At 71.3% G+C, this 25,145-nt stretch carries 20 protein-coding genes and 1 pseudogene; all 21 read right to left on the bottom strand.

What is annotated here, in order from left to right; genetic code table 11:
• A partial coding sequence (locus ACIY1X_RS06580) for a hypothetical protein (RefSeq protein WP_399679140.1) occupies nt 1-612 on the bottom strand: 612 nt, incomplete at its 3' end.
• Complete coding sequence (locus ACIY1X_RS06575; RefSeq protein WP_399679136.1) at nt 584-1,447, bottom strand: type VI immunity family protein; 864 nt, start codon at nt 1,445-1,447, stop codon at nt 584-586. The genes ACIY1X_RS06580 and ACIY1X_RS06575, both read right to left, overlap by 29 nt.
• Before the next feature lie 59 nt (nt 1,448-1,506).
• Nucleotides 1,507-2,382, bottom strand: a complete 876-nt coding sequence (locus ACIY1X_RS06570; protein WP_399679133.1) for a PAAR-like domain-containing protein — start codon at nt 2,380-2,382, stop codon at nt 1,507-1,509.
• A gap of 2 nt (nt 2,383-2,384) precedes the next feature.
• Nucleotides 2,385-3,437, bottom strand: coding sequence for a hypothetical protein (locus tag ACIY1X_RS06565; RefSeq protein ID WP_399679131.1), 1,053 nt, complete (start codon nt 3,435-3,437; stop codon nt 2,385-2,387).
• A 2-nt stretch (nt 3,438-3,439) separates the two neighbouring features.
• Nucleotides 3,440-4,495 (bottom strand): DUF2169 domain-containing protein, encoded by a 1,056-nt coding sequence (locus ACIY1X_RS06560; protein ID WP_399679130.1) that lies wholly within the window; start codon nt 4,493-4,495, stop codon nt 3,440-3,442.
• A 16-nt stretch (nt 4,496-4,511) separates the two neighbouring features.
• A complete protein-coding gene (locus ACIY1X_RS06555; protein ID WP_399679127.1) occupies nt 4,512-4,988 on the bottom strand; it encodes a DUF6484 domain-containing protein in 477 nt (158 codons plus the stop codon).
• Nucleotides 4,989-5,181: 193 nt separating this feature from the next.
• Entirely contained in the window at nt 5,182-7,524 is a 2,343-nt protein-coding gene (locus ACIY1X_RS06550) for a type VI secretion system Vgr family protein (protein WP_399679124.1), read from the bottom strand.
• 129 nt (nt 7,525-7,653) lie between these two features.
• Entirely contained in the window at nt 7,654-8,049 is a 396-nt protein-coding gene (locus ACIY1X_RS06545; RefSeq protein WP_399679122.1) for a DUF4150 domain-containing protein, read from the bottom strand.
• A 13-nt stretch (nt 8,050-8,062) separates the two neighbouring features.
• Entirely contained in the window at nt 8,063-8,698 is a 636-nt protein-coding gene (locus tag ACIY1X_RS06540; protein ID WP_399679120.1) for a DUF3540 domain-containing protein, read from the bottom strand.
• Between the two features lie 21 nt (nt 8,699-8,719).
• The gene (locus ACIY1X_RS06535; protein ID WP_399679117.1) at nt 8,720-9,772 is read right to left on the bottom strand and encodes a pentapeptide repeat-containing protein; all 1,053 of its coding nucleotides are present in this window, start codon (nt 9,770-9,772) and stop codon (nt 8,720-8,722) included.
• Nucleotide 9,773: 1 nt separating this feature from the next.
• On the bottom strand, nt 9,774-12,419 hold the full coding sequence (locus ACIY1X_RS06530) for a DUF2169 domain-containing protein (RefSeq protein WP_399679115.1): 2,646 nt from the start codon (nt 12,417-12,419) through the stop codon (nt 9,774-9,776).
• A 7-nt stretch (nt 12,420-12,426) separates the two neighbouring features.
• A complete protein-coding gene (locus tag ACIY1X_RS06525) occupies nt 12,427-14,796 on the bottom strand; it encodes a type VI secretion system Vgr family protein (RefSeq protein ID WP_399679112.1) in 2,370 nt (789 codons plus the stop codon).
• A 42-nt stretch (nt 14,797-14,838) separates the two neighbouring features.
• Nucleotides 14,839-16,212, bottom strand: a complete 1,374-nt coding sequence (locus tag ACIY1X_RS06520; protein WP_399679110.1) for a tetratricopeptide repeat protein — start codon at nt 16,210-16,212, stop codon at nt 14,839-14,841.
• Between the two features lie 28 nt (nt 16,213-16,240).
• Nucleotides 16,241-17,257, bottom strand: a complete 1,017-nt coding sequence (locus ACIY1X_RS06515) for a M35 family metallo-endopeptidase (RefSeq protein ID WP_399679108.1) — start codon at nt 17,255-17,257, stop codon at nt 16,241-16,243.
• A 12-nt stretch (nt 17,258-17,269) separates the two neighbouring features.
• Nucleotides 17,270-17,719, bottom strand: coding sequence for a hypothetical protein (locus ACIY1X_RS06510; protein ID WP_399679105.1), 450 nt, complete (start codon nt 17,717-17,719; stop codon nt 17,270-17,272).
• Nucleotides 17,720-17,738: 19 nt separating this feature from the next.
• Nucleotides 17,739-20,474 (bottom strand): type VI secretion system ATPase TssH, encoded by a 2,736-nt coding sequence (gene tssH, locus ACIY1X_RS06505; protein WP_399679103.1) that lies wholly within the window; start codon nt 20,472-20,474, stop codon nt 17,739-17,741.
• Nucleotides 20,475-20,532: 58 nt separating this feature from the next.
• Complete coding sequence (tssG, locus tag ACIY1X_RS06500) at nt 20,533-21,621, bottom strand: type VI secretion system baseplate subunit TssG (protein ID WP_399679101.1); 1,089 nt, start codon at nt 21,619-21,621, stop codon at nt 20,533-20,535.
• Nucleotides 21,618-23,501: a type VI secretion system baseplate subunit TssF gene (gene tssF / locus ACIY1X_RS06495; protein ID WP_399679099.1), complete on the bottom strand. Its 1,884-nt coding sequence runs from the start codon at nt 23,499-23,501 to the stop codon at nt 21,618-21,620. Before tssF ends, tssG begins: the two co-directional genes overlap by 4 nt.
• Nucleotides 23,502-23,517: 16 nt before the next feature.
• Complete coding sequence (gene tssE / locus ACIY1X_RS06490; RefSeq protein WP_399679098.1) at nt 23,518-24,030, bottom strand: type VI secretion system baseplate subunit TssE; 513 nt, start codon at nt 24,028-24,030, stop codon at nt 23,518-23,520.
• Nucleotides 24,023-24,856, bottom strand: coding sequence for a type VI secretion system accessory protein TagJ (locus ACIY1X_RS06485; protein WP_399679095.1), 834 nt, complete (start codon nt 24,854-24,856; stop codon nt 24,023-24,025). The genes tssE and ACIY1X_RS06485 overlap by 8 nt, the downstream gene beginning before the upstream one ends.
• Nucleotides 24,857-24,951: 95 nt before the next feature.
• Nucleotides 24,952-25,145: pseudogene (locus ACIY1X_RS06480) on the bottom strand (hypothetical protein); the annotation flags it as partial.

Raw genomic sequence — 25,145 nt, 5'->3', positions numbered from 1 at the left:
CCACTCCTGGTAGTGGATCGTGCGCGGGTCGTTGAACAGGGCCTGCGCGCCGCTGACCTCGACCGGCTCGTCAGGGTCGCTCGGATAGGCCAGCGTCAGCGCGTCCCACAGCGCGAGCGTCTCCAGCAGGCCCGCGCCGACGTCGGGCGGCACCGGCTGCGCGAACTCGATCTCCACCAGCAGGGCCGAGTTGCCGGCCAGGTCCGGCGGCAACTCGACCGCAAACGGCGGCTGTGCGGCGGCGGCGGGGCGTACGCCGCCCTCGGCCAATAGATCGTGCTCGCGGCGGCCGAGCAGGGCGTGCGCCGACCGGAACGAGACGTCGTGATGCCGGCAGTCGGCCAGCATGCCACCCAGCACCGCCAGCGCCGTGACCGGAAGGTCCTCGACGTCGAGCCTCGCATGGACCGATGCCGTACCGGCGCGGACCTCGACGCGGGACGCCTCGCGCCGTCGGCAGGGAAAGAAGAACCCCGCCCCGACTGCATCGAGAAAAGCGCCGATGCGGCGCTGCACCAGCTCGATGGCGCCTTCGGGCCCGGCAGCCACCACGGCCTCGATCACGACGGCGCCGGCGTAGCGCTCAGACGAAGAAACGGCGAAGCCAGTCATGCGCATCCTCTTCCGACATGCCCTGGATCGCCAGATCGTCGAGCGCGTCGTCGGGCGCCACCACCGGCGCAACGAGCCGGCCCACGGCGTGGACGGCGGGCAGCAGTTCCTGCCGGTTGACGTCGCCGAACTGCGGCGCATCGCCGGCGCGCAAGAGCACGCCGTCCTTTCCGAGCGGGAGCACCGACACGCCGGCAGGGGCGCTGCCCTCCAATGCCGCGCGCCCGCCCAGGGTGGCCACCATCCCGGCACCCAGGAAGGTCAGCCAGTTGACGGTCACCACGCCCTTCTCGGCCGCGTTGGACAGCGTGAGCGTATCGCCATAGCCCAGGCCGGGGTGCCGGCGCAGCAGGGGCGCCGCCCACTGGCAGACCTCGCGCTCCAGCGCGGGGTCCGCCTCGTCCCAGACGAGCGAGTACCCGCAATAGCCGCTGCTGAGCGGGAACTCCGCCAAGGCGTTGCGTGCCAGCGCAATCACTTCCTCCGGCGCATCGCCCCACTCCACCGGCAGCATCATCCGCACCACGAAACACGGCGGATCGAAGACGCCGAGCAGCGACATCTTCACGGCGGGCGGAAAGAGATCGCGCGCCGCGGTGCCCGAATGCGCCCGGAATCCGAGCATCTTGCCGGCCAGCAGGCCCGGATCGGCGAACCAGTGGTAGGGCCCCTCGAGCGCACTGGCCTCGAAGGCGCGAAAGCGCTTCATGTCGCCGGTGCGGTAGAAGCGGATGTGCTCGCCGAAAGCCTCGCAGAACGTGCGCAGGAACCGCGCGAAGCCCGCACCGCTGTCTTGCGGCCCATAGGCGAAGGCGACGACCTCCAGGCAGGGCATCGCCAGGACATGCGCATGCTTCGCGTGCGTGAATCGGGACCCATCCATGCTTTCACCTTTCAAGTGCAGACGCAGTCATTCTCGACATCCATGACCGTCACCTTCCCCGCCTTGCCGGCCTTCTTGATCTGGGCCGTCTGGTTGTCCGTCAGCGAGTCGCCGGGAAACTTGACCTCGATGATCTTGGTCACGCCGCTGAGCGTCACCGTTCCTCTTTCCACCGCTTTCGTGGCTCCTGTCAGCACGATGTCCCATTTGACGAAGCCCGAACCGCCGCCGGTCACCTTGCCCCATTTGCCAATGAAGTCGCCGCCGATCTTTTGCGAAGCCTCGGTGATCAGGCCCGGCTGGCGCCCGCGCGGCTTGGGATCGAGGTGGTTGCGCATGAGGTTCTGGTATTTCGAGCGTGGCGTCCTGCCTGCCTTGACGTCCGCCGCATCCAGCTTCTTCTTGTCGTCCATCGCCTTGCAGGCCGCGTCGCAGAGCTTGTCGGCCAGTGCCTTGTCGCCGACCTCCGCGACAAACGGCGCCTGCGCCTCCCCGCCCAGATTCGCCGCGTTCTGCGCGTTGTGATACATCTGGTCGCCAAGCCGGTTGGCGTTGCCGCCATCCATCTTGACGTCGAAGGAGAAGCCGATCCAGGTGGCCTCCTTCATGAAGGTGCTGGACTTCACGCCGCCGGCGGTTCCCGCGTTGTCGCCGTTGGACAGCGCGAACTTCGACTTGCGATGCGCCGCATGCGCCTTGTCGCCCTTGACGGTCGTCGTCCCGTCGGACAGCGTGCCGGACAGCGCGATGTTCGGATAGGGCACCGGCACCGGTCCGCCGGGGCTCGGCGTCTTGCAGACGTCGGGGATGGTCGCGTTGCTGATGCCGGTGCTGAACTTGTGGACCAGCGTGGTGGACGTGCCGTTGACGCGGATGGTGACCGGCATGCTCAACCGCGGACCGCGTCCGCGCCCCGCAGCAGCATCGCCCCGCGCTCGCCGCGCTCGGAGCTGCCCCAGACCATCGACAGGGGGCCCTTGCCGTAGCGCTTGCGCGCTGCAATGAGTGCCAGCGCCGCATGCAGCGGCCCGCCGGCGGCGCCCACGTCGCCCCAGCAGTCGGCCGGGCAGACGAATTCGGACGGCGCGCGAAAGCGCTCGGCCGTGCGCAAGACGGCGAAGCCGTACTCCTCCGTGCGATACCGCTCCCCGTTGAGGTCGCAATACACGTCGTGCACCTGCTCGCCCGGCGCCAGCCCCTGCAGCGCGGCGCGAAAGGCCTGGGTCAACCCTTCGCCCACGCACACGTCGTCGGTCTTGATGAGCCGGTGCTCCATGCCGATGCCGACCGACACCAGTTCCCCCAGCGGCTCGGCGCCGCACTGCCGCGCCGCATCAACGGTGCCCAGCAGCATGGCGCCCGCGGCCTCGCCGGGGATGAAGCCCCAGGCGTTGTTCAGCGGACCGCCGCCGTGCAGCTGATCGCAGGCATCGATCCATTCCAGCGTCTCGGGCGCGAGGTAGGAATCGGCGCCGACGACCAGACAGGCATCGAAGGCGCCCCGGGTGCAGCCAGCCTCGGCCGCGGCGACGGCCAGGTGGCCGGCAGCATGGCCCGCCTCGAAGGCCGCCATGCGCGCGAAGCGGTTGCCGAGCCGGTCGCAGACCCGTTCCAGCACCTCGCCGGCCAGGCCATCGGGCCTGCCGGGCCGCATGGGCGGCAGCGCCAGGGCCAGCCCGAGCCGCCCTGGCAGGTCCGCCGGCCACGGCGCCAGCGCCTCCTCGATGGCCGGCAATGCCAGCGCGGCCAGCCGGGAGGCGCCCTCCAGGCCGATGTCCAGCCAGGGCGCGGCCGCCACGCGCACGGGCTCGCCGGCGGTGTCGACCATGTACGGATGCACCCGGAAGCCGCACACGCCGGCGCGCACGGCCGCTGCGCTGGCCCACACGGTGCGGCCGACCGGCGTGCTGGCGCCCAGGCCGAGGACATGCAGGGGCGCCATGTTCACACCTGCACCGCCTCTTCGTCTTCGGTCTCGCCCAGGCGCAACAGGCGCTTCCCGGCGATACGCGTGCGCATCAGCTTGTGGACCCTGGGATGGCAGGGCAGCGCGCTGTGCCACACCAGCGACACCCGCATCGCCGACGGCTCCAGGATCACCGTGTGCAGCCGCGGCCGCTCGTGCCGCTGGCGCGTGCCGTCCGAAAAGAAGGTCTCAAGGCCGAGCAGCACGCGCGGCAGCACGAAGCGGATCTCCGCCTGCGGCGCCAGGTGCACCAGCGCCACCGGCTCGCCCCCCTGCAGGAACTGCGGCGCCTGCTGGTCGGCCGGCGCGCACTGGTAGTGGCGGTCGTCGAAGTCCTGCGGCAGCAGCGGCTGGCGCTCGCGCAGCCAGCGCTCGTCGTAGGTGCCCGCCAGGCTGCGGCGCGGCTGCCAGTGCACGCCGAGCGGGCCGAAGCCGGCCGGCGCGGGGCGGTCGCTCCAGGCGCGCACCAGTTGGTCGGGGTATTCGATGTTCGGCAGCCGCAGGCCCTCGGCGTGCGACGCATCGAGCACGAAGCCGGTGCCGGTCGGGTTGCGCTCGTCCCACTGCGGCCGCGGGCCGTCGCGGCTGCCGGGGTCGATGCCGCCGTAGGCCCGCTCCCAGCAGATCGGCATGACGGCGAACGGCTGCGGCGGCGACGGCGCGCCGCCCAGCCATACGCGGTCGCCCGTCACGCGCAGCCGCTTGGCCACCGGGCCGACGCGAAAGCCCACGTCGAGCTGCGTCACCGGCACGCCGCCGGGGGCGTGCGCCTCGCCCAGCAGCAGCACGTCGGTGGTGAGTTTGGTGCGCACCAGGTCGATCTCGTGGCGCAGGCTGGAGCGCGCGGGTGCGGCCGGGTCGATGTACTCGGGCACCTGCGTCACGGGCGGCTGCTCGGCCGCGGGTTCGGTGCTGCCGTCGGCGTGGATGTCGAAGCTGCACTTCACCGCGACGATCCAGATCTCGGCGCCGTCGCGGTCGCGCACCCAGGTGCGCTCTGCAGCGTAGGGGGTGCGGTTGTCGAGCTGCCACATGGCGGGCCTTCTGCGCTCAGTTGATGTCCACGTAGGCGCCCTTGATCTTGTTGGCGCCGCGCGAACGCGTGAGCACGAAGTTGCCTTTGATGAGCACCTTGCCGGCGCGCGTCAGCACGATGCTGGCCTCGCCGCAGCGCAGCTCGATCCGGTGCTGCGCCTCGATCGACACGCGCTCGCCATCGACCGTGCAGTGCACCGGCGGCACCGGCTCCTGCGCCGGCGCGGCCTGCAGCCGCCCGACGATCACCGGGCGCGCCGGGTCGCTGCACTCGAAGGCGACCACCACGCGGCAGCCTGCGTCGGCCGGCGCCAGCCCGACGGTGGACAGCGCCGGCACCGGCGTCCGGCCGTCAGCCAGCGTGACGAGGAAGCGGCCCGCCGCGTCGAAGCCCGCAAAGCTGGCTTGCGCCACGCCGCCGCCCGCCAGGCGCGCCCAGTCCGCCATGCCGCTGAGCAGCACATGCGCGGCGTCGAGATCGGTGTTCTGCATTTCAGTTGTCCATGGCGCCGCGCGCCAGCCGCATCGCATGGCACACAACGGCCTTCCCCGGTCCGAAGGCCGCGGAGCAGGCCATGCCAGGGCGCCCGCGGAACTGGCTCGGCCAGGCCGCCGGGTGCGCCCCCCTCCCGCCGAAGGCGAGAGAGGGGGGAGCCGCGAAGCGGCTTGGGGGGTGCTTCATTTTTCAATCCTCGCCCAGGCTGCTGCCCTTGATCTTGATCGAGCCGCCGGCCTTGAACGAGGCCGTGCCGCTGGCCTCGATGGTGATCTTGGCGCCCTTGATGGTGATGCCGCCGGCGTTCATCGTGATCGTGCTGCCGCCGGCCTTGAGCTTGATGGCGGGCGCCTCGATCTGGCAGGTCGCGCCGGCCTTGATCCTGACCACGCTCTTGGCCGACGCCGAGATGGCCGCGGCCGAGAGGCTGTGGGCGCCGCCCACGCTCACCGACTGCACCGCCCCGACGCTGACCTGCTGCGCACCGCCCACGCTGACCATGCGCGCGCCGCCCACGCTCACCGCCTGTACGCCGCCCACGTTGATCGCCTCGCCCGCGCCCACGCTGTGCACGCGCCCGGCACCGACGGTGTGCGTCTCGGCCACCGAGATGGTGGTGGACTGCACGCCATTGACGGTGTGGCTGCGTCCGCCGTTGACGGTGACGGTCTCGCCGCCGTTGACGGTCTCGCTGCGGTGGGCGCCGATGGTGATGGTCTCGTTGGCGCCCACCGACTCCGTGCGGTTGGCGCCGATCGTGACGGTCTGGTCGGCGCCGACGCTCAGCGTCTGGTTGCTGCCAACGGTCTCCGAGTCGTCCACGTCGATGGCGTCGGTGCGGCAGTTGTGCACGGTGGTGGTCTGGTCGTGCTCCACCGTGGTGGCCATGTCGTACTGGCCGTGCACGGTGATCTTCTCCTGGCCGGCGGTGTCGTCCATCGACATCTCGTTGTAACCGCGGCCCTTGTGCGTGTCGGTCTTGATGCCGCTGACCACCGCGCCGCCCGGCAGCGGATAGGGCGCCTGCGATTCGCCGTTGTAGACGCGGCCGGTGACGATCGGCTGGTCCGGGTCGCCTTCGAGGAAGTCGACGATCACCTCCTGCCCGATGCGCGGGATGCTCACCGCGCCCCAGCCCTTGCCGGCCCAGGGATGCGACACGCGGATCCAGCAGGAGCTGTTCTCGTCGTTCCGGCCGTAGCGGTCCCAGTGGAACTGCACCTTCACCCGGCCGTGCTCGTCGGTCCAGATCTGCTCGCCCTGCTTGCCCACCACCAGCGCGGTCTGCGGTCCCGGCATGCGGCGGCGCGGCGTCAGGCGCGGCGGGCGCCAGGGCGCGTCCAGCGGCAGCAGGGTCAGCAGGAAGCAGCTGCTGCCCGGGCTGGGCGCGATCAGCTCGGGCGACTGGTCCATCAGTTCGCGCACGATGGTCCAGTGCTCGACGTTGACGGCGTCGTCGTGCAGGGCGGCGTCGAGTTCGCTGCCCAGCGGCGGTGGCGGCTGCGCGCCCAGTGCCTCGTGGCCTGGATGCGCGGCCACCAGCACGCAGCCGGCGATCACGTACTCGCCGTCCTGCTGGCCGTCGGGGCTGCCCTCGAAGCGGAAGCGCCGGCCCACCGACACGTCGGGCCAGGTGGTGGTCGCCCAGTGGCGCTGGCGCCGGCCGATGAGCTCGTCCAGCCGCATGCGGGCCAGCCCGTCGGTGTCGTCGCCGCTGGCATAGCCGCCGGGGTATTCGAAGCACTCCAGGTCGGCCAGCTCGTGCGCGTCGGGCTCGGCCTTGTCGGCCGCGAGCGCGCGGCTGATGACGGTGAAGTCCCGGTCGCGCGAGGCGAAGCCGCCGCTGTCGAGCTGGCGCATGCTGATCCAGCGCGTGATCTCCGCATGCCGCGCCTCGGCCACCGCCGAGGCCTCGAAGTGCAGGGTGCCCGCCGCCGGCAGCGGCGCATGGGCGGCGTCCAGCGCGTCGGCCAGGTGCATGGCGGGCTCGGCCTCGGTGGTGTCGAACCAGTAGTAGATGCCCTCTTCCTCCAGCAGGCGCGAGAGGAAGTCGTAGTCGCTCTCCTGGTACTGCACGCAGTAGGTGTGCGGCTCGTGGCTGCCGATGACGTTGCCGGTGCGGGTCTTCTTGAGCCGCTTGATGGGGCTGTCCTCCAGCACGGCGTCCAGCACGTCCAGCACCTTCTGGTCCTGCAGGATGCGCGAGTTGCGGCGCCGCGTGAGCAGCCAGAACCACGAGCGCAGGGTGATCCGGTAGGCGAAGTAGCGGCCGGCGTGCGCCGCGCGCACGAAGCGCACCGCATGCCCCTGGCAGTGCCGCTCGTGGCTGCCGCCGTCGGCGTCCTCGAAGGAGATCACGACATCGAAGCTGCGGCCCAGGATGTCGCCCGGCGCGATCTTCTCGCTCTTGGAGAGCACCGTCAGGTCGTAGGTGGACGGCCGCGACAGGCCCTCGTGGCCCACCAGGCGCCAGAACAGCAGGTCGTCCTTCGCGGGCGAGTCGCTCTCGATGCGAAAGAGGGTGTTCGTCATGGCGCCGCATGCCCCTGCCCCGCGACAGGGGGCCGATGCGGCCCAGTATTGACCCCTGCCCGGTCGCCCGCAATCCTGCCGGAAGAGGTAAGCAGCGCGAGGGAGGAAACGGGGCGTGACGCCCCGCGCTCAGGGCGCCAGCAGCAGGATCTTCGGCTGGCTGGGCACCAGCCGGCAGCCCGGCGCGTTGGTGCTGTTCTGCAGCGACACGCTGGTCATGCGCGTGGCGGGCAGGCCCTTGAGCAGCACCGTGAAGGCGCCCGTCAGGTGGCGGCTGGGGCCCATCACCATGCCGGAGGCCACGCCCGTGGCCACGCCCGGGTTGTCGCCGTTGGTCATGGGAATGGTGGTGCCCATGTTGTGCGCCGGCGCGCCCATGAACAGGATCGTGGGCACGTTGGGGATGGCCATCGGGCCCATGGCCACGTTGGGGTACGGGACGGGCACCGGCCCCGCCGGACTGGGCGTCAGGCAGACGTCGGGAAAGGCCAGGTCGGTGCCCATCAGCTGGCAGTTGGCGAACATGGCGCGCTCCTCCTCAACCCATGTGGATCTGTTCGCCGTCCACCTTCATCAGGTGGCTGGCGCTGGCCACGACGTTCTCGCCGTGCAGTTGCAGCGTCTGTTCGGCGCGGTAGTCGATGTGGCGGCTATTCACCTGGTCGATGCCCTCGACGCTGCGCTGGCTCCAGCGCGCGAACTGCTGCACGCGCTCGCAGAAAGACTCGAACAGGTCGGCGACGAGCTTGACGCGCGTGAAGGCCCAGGTGGCCTCGCGCCCCGCCGCGTTCAGGCGGCCGAGGCTGGCCGCGGCCTCGCGCGCGCGCAGGGTGAGCGTGTCGGCCTCCAGGCCCATCTGCGACGCGCACAGCCGCAGCCGGCCGTCGGCCGATTCCAGGTGCCCGCCGGCCGGCAGGCGCGCCCGCGCCTCGGCATGCCCGCGCCGTTCCAGCACCGCCGTGACGTACAGGCCCTGCACCAGGTCGCCGGCGAACCAGACCCGGTCGCCGGCCTGCGGAAGCAGCAGGCAACTGGCGGCGCGGCGCGCGCTCAGCGTGCCGTGCGCCGTCTCCAGCTGGAAGGACTCGCCGTCCTGCGCCTCGCCCGACACGCAGGCCACGCCCTGCACCGGGGTCTCGCACAGGGGAATCAGGGGATCGTCTCGATGGCTCATGGCTGGCTCCGTCTCCGTGGTTCAGGCCGAAGCGGGCTGCCAGCGCTCGGCGGCCAGCAGTTCGGCATTGCTCTCGAGCGCGCGGGCCCGGTCGGTGAAGTGCGCACCGGCGTCGCGCGCGCCGTGCAGGTTGGCGCGCAGCAGCGTGGCGCCGCGCAGGTCGGCGCCGCTCAGGTCGGCATGCGAGAAGTCGGCGTAGGTCAGCTCGCAGTCCGTCAGCAGCGCCTGCGGCGCCTGCGCGCCGCGCCAGTTGCTCTGGTACAGGTCGGCGCCGCGCAGGCTCGCGCCCGCGGCCCGCGCGTTGACGAACAGCGCCTGGCGCAGCATCGCGCCGTCGAGGCAGGCACCTTCGAGCCGGGCGTCCATGAAGATCGCGTTGGCCGCCTGGGCCCGCTCGAAGCGCGCCTGCCTCAGGTCGGCCTGCTGGAAGTTGGCCTGCACGATGCCGGCGTCCGAGAAGTCGCTGCCCGCCAGCCGGGCGCCGATGAACTGGATGTTCTCGAAGCGCAGCCCGGCGAAGCGCTGGCCCTCGAGGTTGCAGCGCACGAGCACCACGTGGCTGCAGCGCGTGCCGGCGAAGCGCGCCTGGCGCAGGTCGGCTTCGACCCACGCGGTGCGCGCCAGCTCGGCCTGGGAGAAATCCACTCGCTGGACCTGGCAGTCCGCCGCCGTCAGCTTCTCGACCCTGGCCTCGGCCAGCGAGAGCACGTCGATGGCGCAGCGCGAGAAGGTGGCGAAGTCGATGCGCGCCGCGTTCAGAGCCAGGCCGGCGATGCGGCATTCGTGGAAGCAGACGTTGGCGAGGCCGGCGCGCGTCATGAGGGTGCGCTCGAAGTCGCAGTCCGCCAGCGTGGTGTCGGACAGGCGCGCTTCGCTCAGGTCGGCCCGCGCCAGCCGGCAGCCGATCATCCGGCTGCTGCCCAGGTCGGCCCGCGCCAGCCGCGCGCCCTCGAACACGCAGTGGTCGAACACGGTGGCCGACAGGTCGGCGCCGTCCAGGTCCCAGCCGGAGAAGTCCTGGCCCGACACCGGCTCGCCGCGCTGCACCTTCGCCAGCAGTTCGGTCTTGTCCATGTCAGTTGGCCTCCGCCGTGGCCGGCCTGTGCCGCGGATAGGTGCGCATGTGCGTGGTGAGCGCCGTGTCGAAGCCCGGCCCGTGCCGCACGATGCGCACGCGGGCCAGGTCGGCGCGGTACAGGTTGGCGTGGCTGAAGTCGGTCAGGTCCAGCCGCGCATGCTGCAGCACGGCGTCCATCAGGTTGGCGCCGGCCAGGCGGGCTTCCTCCAGGCCGGCGCGAACCATGCGCGCGCCGCGCAGCGAGGCCCGGCCCAGGTCGGCGCCGCGCAGGGCGCATTCGCTCAGGTCGCTGCCGTCGAGCGCCGCCTCCGCCAGGCGCGCACCCACCATCGAGGCGCCGCGCAGGCTGATGTTGGGCAGCGCCGCGCTGCTGAAGTCGCAGCCGTCGAGCACGCACTGCTGGGCGAAGCAGCCGGATTCGATGCGCAGGCCCCGGAACACGGCGCCCGGCGCCTGCGCGCCGACGAAGGCGCACTTGGCGAAGTGCGCGCCGGAGAAGTCCACCCCGTCCAGCCGGCATTCGACGAACAGGCATTGCCCGAATTCGGCGCCGGCGAAGGCGCAGTGCCGCAGGTCGTGGCGGAAGAAGCTCAGCATCGCCTGGCTGCGCGCGCCGGAGAAGTCCACCGCCATCAGCACGGCCTCCTCCAGCCGGATGCCGTCCAGCGTGGCCTCGCACAGCCGGGTCTCGCGCAGCCGCGCGCGCTGCAGCACGGCGTTGCGCAGCGAGGCGCGGCTGAGATCGCTGCGCTCGATGGTCGCGGCGCCGAGGTTCGCGCCGTCCAGACAGGCCCCGGCGGCCTGCGTGGCCAGCAGGGTGGCATGCGCCAGCACCGCCTCCGACAGGTCGGCGCCGGCCAGCAGCGTGCCGGTGAGGTTGGCGTTTTCCATCAGGGCGCCGCGCAGGTCGGCGCCCGCGAGGTCCATGCCGTGCAGGTCGGCGCCCGTGAGGTCCCATCCCGCGAGGCTGCCGCGCGCCGCCATCTGCTGCGCGACGCGCTGGCGCAGCGGGTCGCCGGCGGCCCCGCTGCTGCGCGGCGCAGGCGCCTGGTGGTGCGCCATGCCGCGGTAGGCCTGCAACTGCCTGCGGTCGGCGTCGCGCCAGCTTTGCATCAGGCGTTCGTCGGCCAGCATCTCCTCCAGTTCGCGCACGTCGCCGCCGGTGGCCTTGCCGTTGGCGATGAAGCCCTGGAAATCGCGCACCAGCCCCTCGGCGATGGGCCGCGGCGGGCCGGCCGTCTCCAGGCCCGCCATCTCGCGCTCGATCAGGCCGAAGTCCATCTTCTGCGCGTCGAACAGCTTGCGGGCGTCGGCGATGGTCCTGGCCTTGTCGGCCTCGGCGCGGGCCACCAGCTCGGTGTGCCGGGTTTGCATCTTCTGGCGCAGGGCGATCAGGTCGTCCAGCGTGCGGACCTCCGGCACCGGCGGGCCGTCGACCGGCGGCGCGTGCTCGGCCGGGTCCAGGCCGAAGGAGGCCACCAGGTCGCGCGCCGCCTCGCGCTCGGCGCGCGCGCGGCGCATGCCGCGGTCCAGGGCCCGGTTCTCCACCGGCGCCAGGTCGAACATCGGTACCACCAGATCGGCGGGCATCAGGTCTTCCTCGCGCAGCGATTCCAGCACGCCGTGCGTGCGGTCCAGCCGCTTGTCGCGCACCGCGAGGTAGTGCTCGGCGGAGCGCGGTGCCCCCATGTCCTCCAGCGCGGCCAGCAGGTGCAGCACGTCGGCGCCATCGTCCTCGGCGATGGCGTGCATGCCCTGGAAGATCAGCACGGCGCGCTCCTCGCCGGGAAAGCACCAGACCGTGTTCAGCCGCAGCCCGATCTCGCGGAAGCGTTCGCCGCCCTCGTGCCGCGTGGTGGCGAAGGCGCGCGCGCGCAGGCCGGGCAGGCGGCCTTCGAGCACCGTGCGCTCGGGATGCAGGTGGTGGAAGGCATAGGCCTCGTCGCCGCCGAAGGGCCCGGCCTGCTGCTGGTCCGGCGGCGCGCAGTTGAAGCAGGTCCAGTCAGCGTCGGGGGCGATGGCCGGGAAGTGCTCCACCAGCCACTGCTGGTCGTAGGTGCCGCGCTTGGACGCACGCTGCGGCCACATGCCGTCGACGGGGCCGAGGCCCGCGGGCCGCCCCTGGGCGTCGGGCGCGTGCACCGCCCACTGCGGGTACTCGATGTGCGGCAGCAGGCGCAGCGCGCCCTGCGGCGTGGCGGTCGGCTCCATGCCCATACCCAGCGGGTTCTCCGGGCAGTTCGGCCCGCCCCAGGCCTGCGCCCATCCCAGGGGCAGGCTGGCGAAGGGCTGGGGCGGCGAGATGCGGTCGCCGTCCCAGTGGCGCATGCCGTGGACCACCAGGTCCTTGCGCAGCGAACCCACCTGCGCGCGCACGGCGCAGGCGCCGCGCTGCGGCTGCGGGTTGAAGACGCGCCCCGACACGAGAAACTCGCCGCGCACGCGCGGAATGCCCTCCTCCAGCGGCCACTGCGCCTCGGGCCGCGTGGCCCAGAAGGCCCACAGGTCCTTCTCGGCCCACAGCCTGCGCGCATCGCTGCCCAGCGGCACCATGACCAGCGCCGACACCCCCAGGCTGATGCGGCCGCGGAACTCGAAGCTGCGCGCGACCAGCGACAGCGGCAGCGGCTTGATGACCTTCATCCGCGCCTCACAGGAAGACCTTCAGCGTGTCCATCTCGATGCCGGTGGCGTTGCTCAGGGCCTCCAGCGCCACCATCTGCTGCACCGTCATGCCGGAGTGCGCCTCGGCGCCCACGGTCTCGGCCTTGACGCCGATGGCGGCGGTGGTGGCGCCGGTGACCTCGGCCTTGGCCGCATTGAGCTCGGAGACGATGCCGTTGATGTCCAGCTTCATGGCATAGCCTTCCTTGATCGTCCCGCCGACCTGCATCAGCTCGAAGTCCACGACTTTGGTACCGCCCGGCGCGATGATGTTGAAGCCGCCGGCGGCGGTGAAGGTCACGGGGCCGCCGGCGGTGACGCTCATCGCCCCGCCCACCGTCTGCGTGAAGGCGGCGCCGACCGACTGCGTGACCGCGGCGCCCACGTTCTGCGTCAGGTTGGCGGCGATGCTCTCCGTGCGCGAGGCGCCGATGCTGACGGTCTCGTTGGCGGACACCGTGAGGCTGCGGTTCGCGCCGATGGTCACGCTCTCGTTGACGCCCACGTTCTCCGTGCGGTTGCCGCCGACCGTGATGTCCTCGTTGCCGCCCACGGTTTCCGCGCGGTTGCCGCCGATGTCGATGGTCTCGTCCACGTCCACGGTTTCCGTGCGGTTGTTCTTGATGTGGTTGATCTCGTCGTTGTCGATCGTCTTCTTGCGGTCGTGGCCCACCCAGTGCGTCTCGTCGTTCTCGACCTCGATGTCCTGGTTCTTCTCGGCGTGCAGGTACACCTGCTCCTTGCCCTTGCTGTCGTCGAAGCGGAACTCGTTGCAGTTGGAGGCGTTGCCGTCCGGCGTGGAGCGGGTGCGGAAGCCGCTCTGCTCGTGCTTGTCGAAGGGGATCGGCTGGTCGTCGTTGTAGACGCGGCCCATGATGATCGGGCGGTCCGGGTCGCCGTTGAGGAAGTCGACGATCACCTCCTGCCCGATGCGCGGGATGAAGTAGCCGCCCCAGCCCTTGCCGGCCCAGGGCTGCGACACGCGCACCCAGCAGGTGGACTTCTCGTTGCTCTCGTCGTAGCGGTCCCAGTGGAAGTGCACCTTCACGCGGCCGAATTCGTCGGCATGGATCTCGTCGCCCTCCGGCCCGACCACGATGGCCGACTGCGGCCCCGGCATGCGAATGCGCGGCGTGGTGCGCGGCGGGCGGAAGGGCACGCTCACGGGCACCGTCGTGTAGAGGAACTGGCGCATGCCCGCGTAGAACTTTTCGAAGCCGGCGCTCGATTCGATGACGGCGGCCAGCTCCTCCCGGTGCTCCGCGTTCACGCGGTCGTCCTGCAGCAGGTCGATCAGCGCGCGCCGGACGTCCACCGGGGCGGACGTGTCGGTGCCTTCGTAGCCGGGATGCGAGGCCGCCACCATGCAGCTGACGATGAGGTGCTCCTGGTCGAGGTCGGCCACCTCGTGGATCGTGTGGAACCGGGTGCGCAGCCCGACCGCCACGTCCGGCCAGGGCGTGCCGGCCCAGTACAGGCGCCGGCGCGCGGCCAGCGCCTCCATGCGGATACGGGCCACGTGGTCGGTGTCGGCCTCGCGCAGGTGGCCGCCCGGGAACTCGAAGACCTCCAGGTCGCTCAGTTCGTGCTCCGCCGCGTCCTGCTTGTTCGAGGCCAGCTTCTTGCGGATCGCCTTGAAGTCGCTGTCGTGCGAGGCGTAGGCGCCGGACTCGTAGAGGGCCGCGCCGAACCACTGCCGGAACTCGTTGAACCGCACTTCCTGGCGGGCGCTGTCGGTCTGCTTCAGCTCTGCCCCCGCCGGCAGCGGCGGATGCGCCACGTCGCTCGCGTTCGACAGGTACATGGTGCCCGGCGCGTCGTGCGCGTCGAACCAGTAGTAGATGCCCTCCTCCTCCATCAGCCGCGAGAGGAAGGTGAAATCGCTCTCCTGGAACTGCACGCAGTAGGGCCGCTTGTCGGGCTGGCCGACGACGCCGTCGGTGTTGATCTTCTTCAGGCGCTTGATCGGGCTGTCCTCGATCGTGGCGTCGATCACCTGCAGCGCGTTCTGGCCCTGGAAGATGCGGGCGTTGAAGCGCTTGGTCAGCAGCCAGAACCACGACTTCAGGCCGATCGCATACTCGTGGTAGCGGCCGACCTTGCCGCGGCGGGCGAAGCGCACCGCATGGCCCCGGCAGTGGCGTTCGTGCCCGGCGCCGTCGGCGTCGTCGAACTTCATCACCACGTCGAAGCCGTGGCCCAGAATGTCCTTGGCCGCGATCGCGTCGTTCTTCGACAGCACGCGCAGCTCGTACGTGGACGGCTGGCTCATCCCCTCCAGCCCGACGATGGACCAGAACATCAGCTCGTCGTTGACGGGCGAGTCGCTGCGGATGAGCGTGTCGTTATCGGCCATCGGCATCCCTTTCGTTGTCGTGATCGTGCGGCATGGATGGAATCAGGACGAACCAGCCGCCCCGGCTTTGCGGGCCGACACCAGGAAGCCGTCCACCGGCCGGGCGTTCTCGGTGCGCAGGTGCGCGGCCTGCACGCCGAGCACGGCCAGGCCGGCGGCGGCCAGCGCCTCGCGCACGTAGCCTGCACCGTGCGCGTAGCGGCCGTGCGGGTGCAGCCGGTAGGGCTCGGCCGCCGCATCCGGCAGGGCCTCCACGGTGAAGACCAGCCAGCCGCCGGGCGCCAGCGCGTGCGCGGCGGCCGCGGCCACGCCCGCCAGGTCGCCGAAGTAGCACAGCGTGTCGGCCGAGACGATCAGCTCCCACGACGCGGCGGGCGCCGCGGCGATGAACGCCGTCAGCTCGCCCTTGGAAAGCTGGTCGTACACCTGCCGCGGCTCGGCCTGGGCCAGCATGCCGGCCGACAGGTCCACGCCGTGCAGGTGCCGCGCATAGGGCGCCAGCAGGGGGCCGCACAGGCCCGTGCCGCAGCCTGCGTCCAGCACCCGCAGCGCGCGCTGCGGCACCCCGGCCAGCTCGGCCACCCGCTGGGCCACCAGCGCCGGCGCCTGGTAGTGCAGCCGCGTCAGCTTGGCGTCGAAGCTCTTGGCGAAGCCGTCGAACACCGTTTCCACGTAGTCGTCGGCCGCGCGCTGCGGCACGGGCCCGCCGGCGCAGGCCGCCAGGTGGTGCAGCGCCTCGGCGTTGCCGGGTTCGTCCTCCAGCCACTCGCGGTACACGCGCGCCGCCTCCTCCATCCGGCCGAGCTGCCCGTAGGCCATGCCCACCAGCTTGCGTGCCTTGCCGTGGCGAGGCGAATGCACCAGCGCCTCCCAGAAGGCGCGGATGCCTTCCTCCGGGCGTCCGGTGCGCATCAGCAGCGAGCCGAGGTTGGTGTAGGCATCCGCGAAGTCGGGCTTGAGCTCCAGGGCGCGGCGATAGGCGGCCTCCGCCTCGGCCAGCCGGCCCTGCTCGCGCAGCAGCGCACCCAGGTTGTTGTGCAGCTCGGGACGCTCGGGCGCCAGGGCCTGCGCGCGCGCGTAGGCCGCGGCGGCCTCGTCCAGCCGGTTCGACTCCAGCAGCACGTTGCCCAGGTTGCAGTGCCAGTCGGGCACGGCGCCGTCTTCGGCGATCGACTGCTGCATGAGCGCGATCGCCTCGTCGCGGCGGCCGCGCTGGTAGCGCAGCATCCCCAGGAAGTGCAGCACGTTGGCGTCGCGCGGCTGCACCCGCAGCAGGGCCTCGTAGATCTTCCCGGCCGCGTCCCAGCGGCCCTCGCGGTGCCAGGCGATGGCCAGCTGCAGCGCCTGCTCGGGGCTCAGTTCGGTGGTCGGCGCGGCAGCGGCGGCGGCCTCGGCAACGGCGGTCTGTCGGTGCATCATGTCGTCCGGGCGGTCGCCGCCGGGCCTACTTCAGGACCTTGTCGCGATCGGCCCGCGAGAGATAGCCCGCCAGGTCCAGCGCGAAGTAGCCCCAGCTGTCCGCGTTCTCGATCGCGGTGGCATAGGGGAAGGAGCCCGTGGTGGGCTTCAGGCCGTGGTGGTCGTAGCGGTGGTCCTGCGTCGACACCTCGTGGTGCGACATCTCGTGGATGACGGTTTCCACGCACAGCCACATCTTGCCGCTGTTGCCGGTCAGCCGCGTGAAGGCGCCTTCGAGGTAGATGACGGGAAAGGCGCCACCCTCCCCGCCCCGGAACGCGGCGCCGAAGTACTTGTCGCGCTGCGCGCGCCAGTCGGGGTAGTCGGCGAACACCAGCGTGGCCTTGTTGCAGGCTGCGGCGATCTTCTTGAACCCCGCGTACAGGGTCGTGAAGGCCGCCTCGAGATCGTCGGCGTTGTCGGCGTCGTCGAGGAACCAGCGCTTGACCATGTCCTTCACGCTGGTGCGCGCACTCTTCACCTTGCCGCCGGCCAGCTTGGCCTTGCAGTCCTCCGAGATCTTGCGCGCCTTGCCCAGCGAGGTGGACATCCACTTGCGCTCGTCGGCGCTGAAGATCTCGTCGTCGTGCTCCAGGCGCGCCTTGATGGTGGCCGCGTCGCCGGTGATCTCGTCGAAGACCCAGCCGGCATCGGACTTGGGCGGTGCGTAGACCCAGACGTCCTGGCCGCCGCGCTTGTGCACGTGGTGCACGTGCTTGACGAACTTGATGGTGGCGGCGCGGTCGGCGAGCAGGCCCGGCGACTTGGCGTTCACCGAGGCGTCGTAGATCACTTCGCCGACCTTGCGTTCCTTGTCCCTGGCGGCCTTCTCGAGGCGCTTGCGCACCGCATCGGCGGTGCTGCCCGCACCGCTGCGAAAGCCCGACGCGTCCAGCAGCTTGGCCATCCCGGCCTTCTCGGAGAAGGCCTGCCAGTCCGCCTCGAACTTCTGCTTGGTGACGACGTCGCGCGCCTTGTCGTAGGCCTGGGTGAACTTGTCCATGGCGCCCTCCGGTCAGGGCAGCGGGCGCGCCTGGCGCGCCGCGATGTCGACCTCGAACCGGCGTCCGTTCTCGTCCTTGACGATCAGGTGCCGGCCGTCCGGCGCGGCCTCGAGCGATTCGATGAAGATGTCCTGCACATCGGTTTCGAGCTTGGGCTTGTAGACGATCGGGTAGACCACCAGGGTCCACTGCTCCTTGCCCGACTTGGCGTCCACGGCGGCGATCACCCCGCCGTTCTGGTTCAGCCCGCGCTCGCGGCCCCAGTGCACGGCCTCGAAGCGCAGGTCGCCGATACGCACCGGCTTGACATCGGGCGGTCCCACCCGCTTGGGCTTGGGCATCTGCAATCCACTCATGGCGCTGATCTCCTTCGTTGGTGGCGACACATCCGCGCACGCGGCCGCGCCCAGGCCGCACAGCAGCGGCAGCAGGAGCGGCAGGAGGGCGGAGCGGATGGACATGGGGAACACGGGGGGGCCGTCAGGCGAAGTCGTAGCTGAAGTTGCCGTCGGACACGCCCACGCGCACGCCGCCGATCGGCTTGCCTTCCATCATCCGGTTCAGGAACTCGCGGCTGATGTCCGGCAGCATGGTGTTGGTCAGGATGGCGTCGATCATCCGGCCGCCCGACTCGCTCTCGGTGCAGCGGCTGACCACCAGCCTGACCACGTCGTCGCCGACCTCGAACGGAATCTTGTAGCGCGCCTCGACGCGCTTCTTGATGCGCCCGAGCTGCAGCCGCACGATGGCGCCCAGCATCTCGTCGGACAGCGGGTAGTAGGGAATGGCGACCAGCCGCCCCAGCAGCGCCGGCGGGAAGATCTTCAGCAGCGGCTCGCGCAGCGCCTTGGCCATGCCCTCGGGGTCGGGCAGCAGCTCCGGGTCCTTGCACATGCTGGCGATCAGCTCGGTGCCGGCGTTGGTGGTCAGCAGGATCAGCGTGTTCTTGAAGTCGATGGTGCGGCCCTCGCCGTCCTCCATGAAGCCCTTGTCGAAGACCTGGAAGAACAGCTCGTGCACGTCGGGGTGTGCCTTTTCCACCTCGTCGAGCAGCACCACGCTGTAGGGCTTGCGGCGCACCGCCTCGGTCAGCACGCCGCCCTCGCCGTAGCCCACGTAGCCGGGGGGCGCGCCCTTGAGCGAGCTGACGGTGTGCGCCTCCTGGTACTCGCTCATGTTGATGACGATCAGGTTCTGCTCGCCGCCGTACAGCGCCTCGGCCAGCGCCAGTGCGGTCTCAGTCTTGCCCACGCCCGAGGTGCCGGCCAGCATGAACACGCCGATCGGCTTGCTGGGGTTGTCCAGCCCCGCGCGCGAGGTCTGGATGCGCTTGGCGATCATCTCCATCGCGTGGTCCTGGCCGATCACGCGCTGCGCCAGCAGCTGCGGCAGCTTGAGCACGGTGTCGATCTCGTTGCGCTGCATGCGGCCCACGGGGATGCCGGTCCAGTCGCCCACCACCGAGGCCACGGCCTGGTAGTCCACCGTGGGCAGGATCAGCGGCGATTCGCCCTGCAGCGCGCTCAGCTCGGCCTGCACCTGCTGCAGCCGCGCCAGCGCGGCCTCGCGCTCGGCCTGGGCGGCGGCATCGACCGCCGGCGGCGCCTCGGTGGCGGCCTGCGCCTCCAGCGTGCTGCCTGTGCCCTCGACCGGCTGCGTGCCGCCGGCGCCGCCGCGCAGGGTGGAGCGCAGCGCCAGCAGTTCGTCCACCAGCGCCTTCTCCTGGCCCCAGCGCGCCTCCAGGTTGCCCAGGCGGTCGCGTTCGGCGGCCAGGTCGGCGGTGACCGCCTGCTCGCGCTCGGCCACGTCGATGCCGATGGCCTTCTCGCGGCCGATGATCTGCTGCTCGGTCTCCAATGACTCGATGCGCTTGCGGCTGTCGTCCACCTCGGCCGGCGTGGCGTGCAGGCTCACGGCCACGCGCGCGCAGGCGGTGTCGAGCAGGCTCACGCTCTTGTCGGGCAGTTGGCGCGCCGGGATGTAGCGGTGGCTGAGCTTGACCGCGGCCTCCAGCGCCTCGTCGAGGATCTGCACCTGATGGTGCTTTTCCATGGTGCTGGCCACGCCGCGCATCATCAGGATGGCCTTGCGCTCGTCGGGCTCGTCCACCTGCACGTTCTGGAAGCGGCGGGTCAGCGCCGGGTCCTTCTCGATGTACTTCTTGTACTCGGCCCAGGTGGTGGCGCCCACGGTGCGCAGGGTGCCGCGCGCCAGCGCCGGCTTGAGCAGGTTGGCGGCGTCGCCGGTGCCGGCCTGGCCGCCCGCGCCCACCAGCGTGTGGGTTTCGTCGACGAACAGGATGATGGGCTTCTCGCTGGCCTGCACTTCCTCGATCACCGAGCGCAGGCGCTGCTCGAACTCGCCCTTCATGCTGGCGCCGGCCTGCAGCAGGCCCACGTCCAGCGTCAGCAGCTTCACGTCCTTGAGCGCCGGCGGCACGTCGCCGCGCGCGATGCGCTGGGCGAAGCCTTCCACCACCGCCGTCTTGCCCACGCCGGCCTCGCCCACCAGGATGGGGTTGTTCTGGCGGCGGCGCATCAGGATGTCGACCACCTGGCGGATCTCGTCGTCGCGGCCGACGATCGGGTCCATCTTGCCGCTCCTGGCCTGCTCGGTGAGGTCGGTGGTGAACTTCTTGAGCGCGTCGCCCTTGCCCATGGCGGCCGGCGCCATGGCGCCGGTCTCGTCGCCGACATCGCCGCTGCCCATGCCGGTGCCGTCCTGCGCGCGCATCCGGCCTTCGGCCGAGGCGTCGCAGATCTTCGCGAAGTTCTCGGCCAGGTCCTCGACCTTGATCTTCTCGAACTGCTTCGATATCTGCAGCAGCGGGTTGCGCAGGCTCGGCGTCTTGAGCATGCCGACCACGATGTAGCCGGTGCGCACCTGCGCCTCGCCGAACTGCAGCGTGGCGTAGGTCCAGGCGCGCTCGATGGCGTTCTCGATGTGCGGCGAGAAGTCGCTGATGGCGGTGGCGCCGCGCGGCAGGCGGTCCAGCGCGGCCGTCACGTCCTTGGCCAGCACCGAGATGTCCAGGCCGTAGTGCTGGACGATGCGGTGCAGGTCGCTTTCCTGGTTCTGCAGCAGCTGCGCGAGCCAGTGCTCCAACTCCACGTAGGGGTTGCCGCGCATCTTGCAGAAGACGGTGGCGCCCTCGATGGCCTTGTAGGCCAGGGGGTTCAACTTGCCGAACAGGGCGGTGCGGCTGATTTCACTCATCGGACTCTCCAGACGAAGGACGAACGGCCCCCGGGGTTTTTGGAAGAACGGCCTTGGGTCATGCCAGGGCTCCCTGGTCGCCGGCGAGGCGCAGGTCGGCCGCGTCGCGCGTGCGCGGCCGGCTGCCCAGCCACGACACCCAGCCCAGCCGCGGCGCGTTGCCGCCCAGGCCGGCCTGCGGCGCGCCCAGGCGGGTGGGCGGCACCTCTTCGCGGCGCAGCACGAGCTGCGCGTCCCACTCCAGCTCGTCGCCCAGCAACTGCCGCATCCAGCCGCGCAGCGCCGGGCGTGCTCGCCCGACGGGCAGGAAGTCGCGGTACTGCGCCAGCGTGAGCGGCCCCAGGTGCAGGCGCACCTTGTGCTGGCGGTCCCACACCTGGCGGCCCATCACCGCGCCCAGGCCCAGCGTGCGCGAGGCGGCGTTGGCGTTGCTGGCGCCCAGGCGCGTCAGCTCGCCGCCGGGCAGGCGCATCCAGTGGCCGACCCAGCGCTCCAGCCGCGCCGGCACGCCGAAGTAGGCGCCGACCACGGCCTCGACGCTTTCACGGTTGTGCACGCGCCGCGCCAGCCAGCCGGAGAAGTGCAGCCGCGCGTCGTCGTGCACCGCGTCGCGCTGCTGGCGCGCCGGGCCGCCGATGCCGACGAAGGCGCCGATCTGCCGGCGGAAGATGTCCTCGCCCGGCCGGTCCATGCCGGTGACGGGCCGCGCCTGCGCCCAGGCGCGGTAGAACTGCAGCGAGAAGCGGTGGCAGAAGCTGTCGAGGAAGGCCAGCCAGGTCGGATCGCCATGGTTGAGCGCGCGCTCGCGGATGAAGTCCGACAGGTGGATGGGCAGCGGCCCGTTGGGGCCGATGTAGCCGAAGAAGTGCTGGCGCAGGCGGGGCGGGCCGTCGCCGCTGCCGGGCTCGAAGCGGCCGACGCCGGCCGGCGCGAAGGACAGCGAGGGCTCGTGGCCGACGCGCACGCCCTCGGCCGACGGGCGCAGCGCCCGGCCCCAGCGCGGCAGGGAGGGCGCCAGGCACTCCAGCCGCCGCATCACGGCGAAGTAGTCGTAGGCCCAGGCCTGCGGCGCGCGCTCGGCCAGCCAGCCGGCCAGCGCGGCGCGCTCGGCCGGCGCGCCCTGATCCGGGGGCGGCGCGGCGTTCACAGGATCTGGCGGGTTCCGCACAGCGGCCTCCATCGCATCTGCTCGCCCTTGCCGGCGGTGCGCAGCACGGTCTCGACGAAATGGTTGACCTCCACGTGCCGCGCCAGGAAGCGCGACATCACGGCGCCGAAGAGGAAGGCGCTGTGGCCGTGGAAGGCGGACGGGTCCACCTCGAGCGTGACCTCCAGCCCACGGCCGAAGGCGATCGGCCCGGGCAGCGGCAGCCGCCGCACCAGCGGCCGGCTCTTCACCGACAGCAGGCCGCGCACCTGGCCCTGGCGCACGTCGTCGGCGTGCACGGCGTAGAGCATCAGCATCTCGCGCAGCGCCGCGGCGCCCTGGGCCGGCGTGCTGTCGGCCAGCGAGAGGTAGTTCAGCGCCAGGTGGTCGATGACGCGCCAGCCCAGCCCCTGCTGCACCACCGGCGAGACCGGCCGCGAGGGCCCGCGCACCATGCGGATGCGCTGGACCGGGAAGGAGTCGACGCAGTCGAAGTCGTTCTCGCGGCCCACCGGCAGCAGCAGCGGCAGGTCGCGGTTGGTCACCAGCGCGGTCGAGGCGATCTGGCGCAGCTGCGCGGAGAACGGCGCCTGCTGCGGGTCGACCACCTGCAGGTACAGCTCGGAGCCGATGTGGCTGCTGCGGTGCCCTTCGGCGCGCTGGCGCACCGACAGCATGCGCGGCTCGCGGGTGGTGGTGTAGTAGGCCGGGTGCGCCTCGCGGCTGTCGTGGTAGGCGGCGTAGAAGGGGCGGAACACCTGCTCCAGCGCGCCCTCTCCGGCCGTGCCCGGCGCGCCGTGGCCCACCACCTCGGTCAGCGAGTGGATCTCGAAGTCCTGCGGCCGCGTGCGGTCGGCCAGCAGGTGGAACTGGCTCACGCCCTCGCCCACGGTGACGCGGTCCAGCCGCTTGGGGAACAGGTTGACCACCGGCACGCAGTGCAGCTGCACGCTGTCGGTGCCCACCAGCTTCTCCAGCACCGCGTCGCCGCGCGAGAACAGCAGCACCAGCTCGATCTCGTCCACCGCCCGCTGCGCCAGCGCCGGCGCCAGGCCGCCGATGCGCGCGAAGCGGAAGGCTTCGGGGAAGGCGAAGTACTCCTGCACCAGCCGGAAGCCCGAGAAGCCGGTGGCGGTGGGCGGCAGCAGCGATTCGCCGTCGGCGAAGCCCACCTCCTCGATCACGCTGCCCGGCAGCGTGGTGACAGGCGCGGTCGCCTCGGTGCCGCGCACCAGCACGCCGATGGGCTGGCCGAGCACGCACTCGTGCAGCTGCCAGGCCACGTCGTCGGCGCCGCCGAAGTACAGCTGCAGCGCATCCAGCGCGATCTTGTCGAACGTGAGGCCCGCGCTGGCCTTCAGGCCGATGCGCAGGCCGCCGCGGATGTCGCGCGCGCGTGTGTGCTGGGCCAGCGGCAGGTCGGGTGCGTAGGTGAAGTACTGGGCGCGGGTGATCTGCAGCGGCCACACGCGCAGCGGGTGCGCGGTGCGGAACTCGCAGTGCGTGTTCTGCCCCGTCGCCTGCCGCGCGCGCAGCGCGCTGCCGCGCGGCAGCACCGGCCCCTGCGCGAGGTTGGCGTCCTGCAGGTCCGGCGCGAAGGCGCACACGCCGCAGGAGGGGGTGGGCGCCAGGAAGTGCGGGTAGACGATGTCCAGCAGGTGCCCGGTGAAGCGCGGGTACTCGGCGTCGAGCTTGAGGCCGACGCGCGCGGCCAGGAAGGCGGTGGCCTCGATCAGCCGCTCCACGTACGGGTCGGCCACCTCCTGGCCCTCGATGCCCAGGCGGCGTGCGATCTTGGGGAAGGCGCGCGCGAACTCCGCGGTGTTCTCGCGGAAGTAGCGCAGTTCCTGTTCGTACAGGGTGAGCAGGCGCGGGTCCATGGCTCGACGGCCCGTGTCAGCGGGCGCCGGGGTTGGACACGTCCTCGACTTCGATGCGGCCTTCTTCCAGGTCGATGCGGCTGCGCATGAGGAACTCCAGCGGCACCGGCTGCGCCCAGAGCATGCCGCGGATGGTCAGGCCGATGCGGTTGTGGGAGTCCAGGGCCGAGCCTTCCATGACGAGTTCAACTTCGAGTGTGCGGGGCAGGATGCGCGGCTCGAACTGCACGATGGCGTTCTTCAGAGCCTGTTCCATGCTGACACGCTGGATGGAGGAGGTGAACTGGCCGGACAGCATAGGCAATCCGTAGTTGAGGACCGAGCGCGCCGCCTGCGGATGGCGCCGCTCGTCCAGCCCCGGGGCGGTGGCGTTGAACAGCCAGTTGAGGTCGCGCAGCACGGCCTGGCGCAGGGCCTGGCGCGTCAGGGTGCGCTTGTCGTCGCTTTCGCGCTGCTGGTCGGGGGCATGGTCGACCAGGCGGTCCAGCAGCGAGGGCTGCAGCCGCTCCTGGACGGACAGGTCAGCCATGATCCGGGGCGTCGCCCGCGGCCGCCGGTGCCGGATGATCGAAGTCGATCTGGCGCACGTCCATCAGCGCATGCTCGCCGGCGTCACTGCTCAGCAGGCGCTGGCCCAGGCCGCACCAGACCTCGGGCGCCATCTCGCGCCATTCGGTGCGGCGCGCCAGCTGCAGGGCGCCGTCGCCGCTGGCCTCGGTGCCTTCGTAGCGGGTGGGGATCAGCGCCAGCGCCTCGCCGCCGTTCTCGAACAGCAGGTGCGCGGGCATCCACACGGCGTCGCGCAGGTCTTCCGGCGGTTCGATCTTGACCTGCGCCAGCCGCGCGAAGGGCACCCAGTAGTAGCGGCCGTTGATGTAGGCCTCCAGCACCGGGCCCAGGCGCATGTCGGCGTCGGCCAGCCATTCGAAGGCGGTGTCGTCGATGCGGCCGGCGACGGCCGGGGCCTCGTCGAAGGCACGCGCGCGCAGCTGCTCGGCCGCCTGCGCGTCGCCGGCGCCGCGCCGCAGCAGCGACTCGATCAGGAGCGCCAGCCACTGGTCGGGCTGGCCGAAGACCATGGGCGTGCGCTTGCCGGCGAAGACCTCGGCGCGCAGGCCCTCGCAGCGGATCGCCTCGCCGTAGACCTGCTTCATCGGCACGGCCAGGGCGTCGAGCTCGGCCGCCACGCTGAGCTGGTTGAGCGCGCGCTCCCACTGGCCCAGCACGCACAGCAGCTGCGCCATGAAGACGCGCAGCCGGCTGTCGCCGGGTTTGGCGCGGATCTCCTCGGAGAGGGCCTTCAAGGCGCCGGCAGGGTCGGCGCTACGCAGCAGGTCGGCGGAGGTCGTGCTCATGGTGTGCCTGTCTTTGTCGCATGCTTTGGCGGTGCTGTGCATCGGCCGCATCGCATAGCACCTCGGGCCGGGACGGAGCGCCGTCCGCGCGCCGTTCAACTGCCGAAGCTGCAGGTGCGCACGGCGCCGCGCAGGCCGCTCTTGACCTGCGGCGCCGAGGCGAGCACCAGCGTGCGGTACTGGAAGCTCAGCACCTCGCACGGCCGGCCCAGCGCGCCGCCGCTGAGCAGGCAGTGCTGGTCCAGCCGCGCCTGCTTGAGGGTGATCTCCAGCGTGGGCTGCTCCTCGG

The organism is Xenophilus sp., from assembly GCF_044462705.1.
Taxonomy (GTDB): Bacteria; Pseudomonadota; Gammaproteobacteria; order Burkholderiales; family Burkholderiaceae_C; genus Xenophilus; species Xenophilus azovorans.
This window is presented reverse-complemented; position numbering and strand designations above follow the sequence as displayed.